The following is a 4,072-nucleotide window of genomic DNA, read 5'->3' as shown; positions in this document are numbered from 1 at the left end:
GTCCCACAGTGGATGTGTGTGAACACAGGATTTGTGTTCGACAGAAAACCCTGTGGGAGCGAGCTTGCTCGCGAAGAACGGTGACACGGTGTCGTGTCTTAAACCTTCTCCCGCTTCTTCTCCTGCGCCGTCACCTGCTGGCACAACTCGATCATTTGCTCGCGCATCCAGCGGTTGGCCGGGTCCTGGTCGGTGCTTTCGTGCCAGTACAAATGCGTTTCCACCGACGGCACATCATTCACCGGCAAATTGAACGACTGCAAATCATGGCGGCGGGCGAAGCGTTCCGGCACGGTCATGACCATGTCGGTCTGCTGCATCACTTGCGAAGCCATCAGATAGTGCTGCGAGCGCAGGGCGATCTTGCGCTGGATGCCCATTTTGCCCAGCGCCAGATCGACATAACCCAGACCGCTGCGGCGGCTGGAAATATGGATGTGAGTCAGCGACAGGTAGTCATCGAGGCTGAGTTTTTCCTTGCCCGCCATTGGATGGCCCTTGCGCATGGCGCAGACGTAACGGTCGTCCATCAGCTTGACGTGGCGCACCTGCGGGTCGGTATTGAGCGGAGCATCCACGGCGAAATCCAGACGCCCGGCCGCGAGTTCCTTGGTGGTTTCCCGGCGCTTGGACAGAAAGCTTTCGATGATCACCGTTGGCGCCAGGCGGCGCAGGCGCTGGAACAGTGGCGGCAGAATGATTGCTTCCGTCAGATCGGTCATGCTGATGCGGTAGGTCTTGACCGCCTGCGCCGGGTTGAAGATGCGACTTTCCTGCACCGACACGCGCAGCAGCGAAAGGGCGTTGCGCACCGGGCCGATGATGTTCTGCGCCATCGGCGTGGGCACCATGCCCTGAGCGGTACGCACGAAGAGCGGGTCGTTGAAGGTTTCGCGCAACCGCGCCAGCGCGTTGGACACCGCCGGCTGGGTGATCCCGACAATCTGCCCGGCGCGGGTCAGGTTGGCTTCGGTGTAGATCGCGTCGAAGACGATGAAAAGGTTCAGGTCGACCTTGCTCAGATTCATAACGCGGCTTCTCTTGTTATTAAGTGCAAGTGTTTTGGGGCTGACGATCAGCGGATCATATATTGGTGATGAATGTTTATACACGCCGAGAATAGGCTAGGTAAATGATCAGCGCTGTTCTAGCATCGATTGCATGACTTGAACAACCTCTGCCCGAGAAGGTAACTACCCATGGATTTCGCTTATTCGCCCAAGGTTCAGGAACTGCGTGAGCGCGTGACTGCGTTCATGGACACTTACGTTTACCCCGCCGAAGCGGTGTTCGAGCGCCAGGTTGCCGAGGGCGATCGCTGGCAGCCGACCGCGATCATGGAAGAGCTCAAGGCCAAGGCCAAGGCTGAAGGGCTGTGGAATTTGTTTCTGCCTGAGTCCGAGCTGGGCGCCGGCCTGAGCAACCTCGAATATGCGCCATTGGCGGAAATCATGGGCCGTTCCCTGCTCGGGCCGGAGCCGTTCAACTGCTCAGCGCCGGACACCGGCAACATGGAAGTATTGGTGCGCTACGCCAACGAAGAGCAGAAACAGCGCTGGCTCGAGCCGCTGCTGCGCGGCGAAATCCGTTCGGCGTTCGCCATGACCGAGCCTGATGTGGCGTCTTCCGACGCAACCAACATGGCCGCCCGAGCTGTGCGTGATGGCGATCAGTGGGTAATCAACGGCAAGAAATGGTGGACTTCCGGCGCCTGCGATCCGCGCTGCAAGATCCTGATCTTCATGGGCCTGAGCAACCCCGACGCGCCGCGTCACGCCCAGCACTCGATGATTCTCGTGCCCGTCGACACCCCCGGGGTGAAAATCGTCCGGCCGCTGCCGGTGTTCGGTTACGACGACGCACCGCACGGTCACGCCGAAGTGCTGTTCGATAACGTTCGGGTGCCGTACGAAAACGTCCTGCTCGGTGAAGGACGCGGCTTCGAAATCGCTCAGGGTCGCCTTGGCCCAGGCCGCATTCACCACTGCATGCGTTCGATCGGCATGGCCGAGCGTGCACTGGAACTGATGTGCAAACGTTCGGTGAGTCGCACCGCATTCGGCAAACCGCTGGCGCGTCTGGGCGGCAACATCGACAAGATCGCCGACTCGCGGATGGAGATCGACATGGCGCGTCTGCTGACGTTGAAAGCGGCGTACATGATGGACACCGTCGGCAACAAAGTGGCGAAAAGCGAGATTGCGCAGATCAAAGTCGTCGCACCGAACGTGGCCCTGCGGGTGATCGACCGGGCGATCCAGATGCACGGTGGGGCAGGGGTGTCGAACGATTTCCCGCTGGCCTATATGTACGCCATGCAGCGCACCCTGCGACTGGCCGACGGCCCCGACGAAGTGCACCGCGCGGCGATTGGCAAGTTCGAGATCGGCAAGTATGTGCCGAAGGAGATGCTGCGCAGCGGCCAGTAATACCGAGTAGCCTCATTCGCATTCCCCTCAGTCTGATCGTTTCCACGCTCTGCGTGGGAATGCCGCCATGGACGCTCTGCGTCCACTGTGACGCGGAGCGTCACGGGATGCGTTCCCACGCGGAGCGTGGGAACGATCAGGCGTCAGGATCAATACACCCAAACCTCAACCCGCCGATTCTTGATCCGCCCTTCATCCGCGCTGTTGGTCGCCACCGGCATCAGCGCGCCAAAGCCACGCACCTCGCGCATGACCACACCGTTTTTGACCAGCTCGCGCCGCACCGCCATCGCTCGCAGCTTCGACAGCAGATCGGCCCGCGCCGGGTCATCCTTCAAATCACCAAACCCCACCAGCGTCACCGCCCGTTCGGTCTTGCCATTGCGCTTTATATAGTCGAGCACCCGCGCCAGATCCTGCCGCGCCTTGTTGTCCAGACTGGCGCTGCCCTCGGCAAAACGGAAATTCACTGTCAGACGCTGGGCATGCCGGCTGAGGGATTGGTAACCCTCGGGCATCAGCGCATTCGGCGCCACGCCCATGGCCTGCACGGTCTGGCTGACAAAACCGCTGGCGGCGACGATTGCCTGACCCTGTGGGCTCTGCGCGAACGTGGCCAAGGCCTGCGCCCAAGGATTGCGGGTGTCCGGCGGCAGATAAAAGAACAAGCGCCGCGACAGCGGATAGTCTTCGGTGGCGATCAGACTGTTCAGCGGCAGCATCGCTTGCGAGGCGCCGTCGGCAATCGCCACGGCTTTGGCCTGACGCACGTAAGGCAAGCCGATGAAGCCGATACCTTGCGGGTCGGCGCTGACCGCATCGGACAATTGCTCGCTGGATTCGAAACGCTTCGCCGCGCTGCTGAGACTTTTCCCACGCCGGCTCAGGACCAGTTCCTTGAACGTGTCGTACGTCCCCGATTGATCATCCCGCGCGTATAAATGAATGGCGCCGCCACGGCCACCGAGTTCTTCCCAGGTTTTCACTTCGCCGGCAAAAATCCGCGCCAGTTGCTCGGTGTTCAACTGCTCAAGCGGGTTGGCCGGGTTGAGGATGATCGCCAGGCCGTCGATGGCAATGACTTGCTCGGCCGCCGGGCTTTTCAGATCGCCTAGGGCTTGCAGGGCAAGCAGTTCGCTGTCCTTGATCTCACGGGAAGAGGCGGCCAGATCGGCGCTGGCGTTTTTCAATGCAGTGAAGCCAGTGCTGGAACCGTGGGCGGCGACTTCGATGACCACGCGTTGCCCTTGTGCGGTCTGGCCGACGATGCGTTGTTCGTTGGCGGTGTCCGGGGTTTCGCGGTGGATTTTCAGCAGGCCTTGTTCCTGCAACAGGCCTTCGACCAGCGCCGGGCCGAGTTCGGCGCCGATGGTATTGGAGCCCTGAATGCGCAACGCCGGGCCGTTTTCGGGGATCGGCAGGGCGGCGGCGGACACCGACAGCCAGCCACTCAACAGGAAAACGCAGAGAACACGCAGGGTCATGCCGGCACCGAATCAAGCCAAGGGGATTGCCGGGGAGATTAAGTCAGGCGCGTGACCGAAATATGACAGGGGTTGAAGGGTGTAAATATCAATTGTGGGAGCGAGCTTGCTCGCGAAGGCGGCGGATCAGCAACATATCTGGTTACTGCCCCTCCGCCA

General features: G+C 61.0%; 3 protein-coding genes. 1 reads left to right on the top strand and 2 read right to left on the bottom strand.

The genetic code is table 11. From position 1 onward, the window contains the following. Positions 1-98: 98 nt before the first annotated feature. Positions 99-1,028: a LysR family transcriptional regulator gene (locus QMX86_RS27565; RefSeq protein WP_282387649.1), complete on the bottom strand. Its 930-nt coding sequence runs from the start codon at positions 1,026-1,028 to the stop codon at positions 99-101. 171 nt (positions 1,029-1,199) lie between these two features. On the opposite strand from QMX86_RS27565, the gene QMX86_RS27560 reads away from it, so the two are divergent. Next, positions 1,200-2,429 carry an acyl-CoA dehydrogenase gene (locus QMX86_RS27560; RefSeq protein ID WP_016775307.1) on the top strand — a complete coding sequence of 410 codons (1,230 nt, stop codon included), beginning with the start codon at positions 1,200-1,202 and terminating at the stop codon, positions 2,427-2,429. A gap of 149 nt (positions 2,430-2,578) precedes the next feature. Here the strand turns inward: QMX86_RS27560 and QMX86_RS27555 are convergent, their stop codons facing one another. After that, positions 2,579-3,913: a phosphate ABC transporter substrate-binding/OmpA family protein gene (locus tag QMX86_RS27555; RefSeq protein WP_282387645.1), complete on the bottom strand. Its 1,335-nt coding sequence runs from the start codon at positions 3,911-3,913 to the stop codon at positions 2,579-2,581. Positions 3,914-4,072: the final 159 nt, after the last annotated feature.

The sequence above is a fragment of the Pseudomonas sp. PS01270 genome, assembly GCF_029959775.1.
GTDB lineage: Bacteria > Pseudomonadota > Gammaproteobacteria > Pseudomonadales > Pseudomonadaceae > Aquipseudomonas > Aquipseudomonas atacamensis.
Note: the sequence above shows the minus strand (reverse complement) of the source record. Positions and strands in the feature narration are given on the sequence as shown.

What these genes read in the sequence shown, in the direction of transcription:
- QMX86_RS27560 (WP_016775307.1), top strand. Translation starts at nt 1,200, where the DNA reads ATGGATTTCGCTTATTCGCCCAAGGTTCAGGAACTGCGTGAGCGCGTG.
- QMX86_RS27565 (WP_282387649.1), bottom strand. Translation starts at nt 1,028, where the DNA reads ATGAATCTGAGCAAGGTCGACCTGAACCTTTTCATCGTCTTCGACGCG.
- QMX86_RS27555 (WP_282387645.1), bottom strand. Translation starts at nt 3,913, where the DNA reads ATGACCCTGCGTGTTCTCTGCGTTTTCCTGTTGAGTGGCTGGCTGTCG.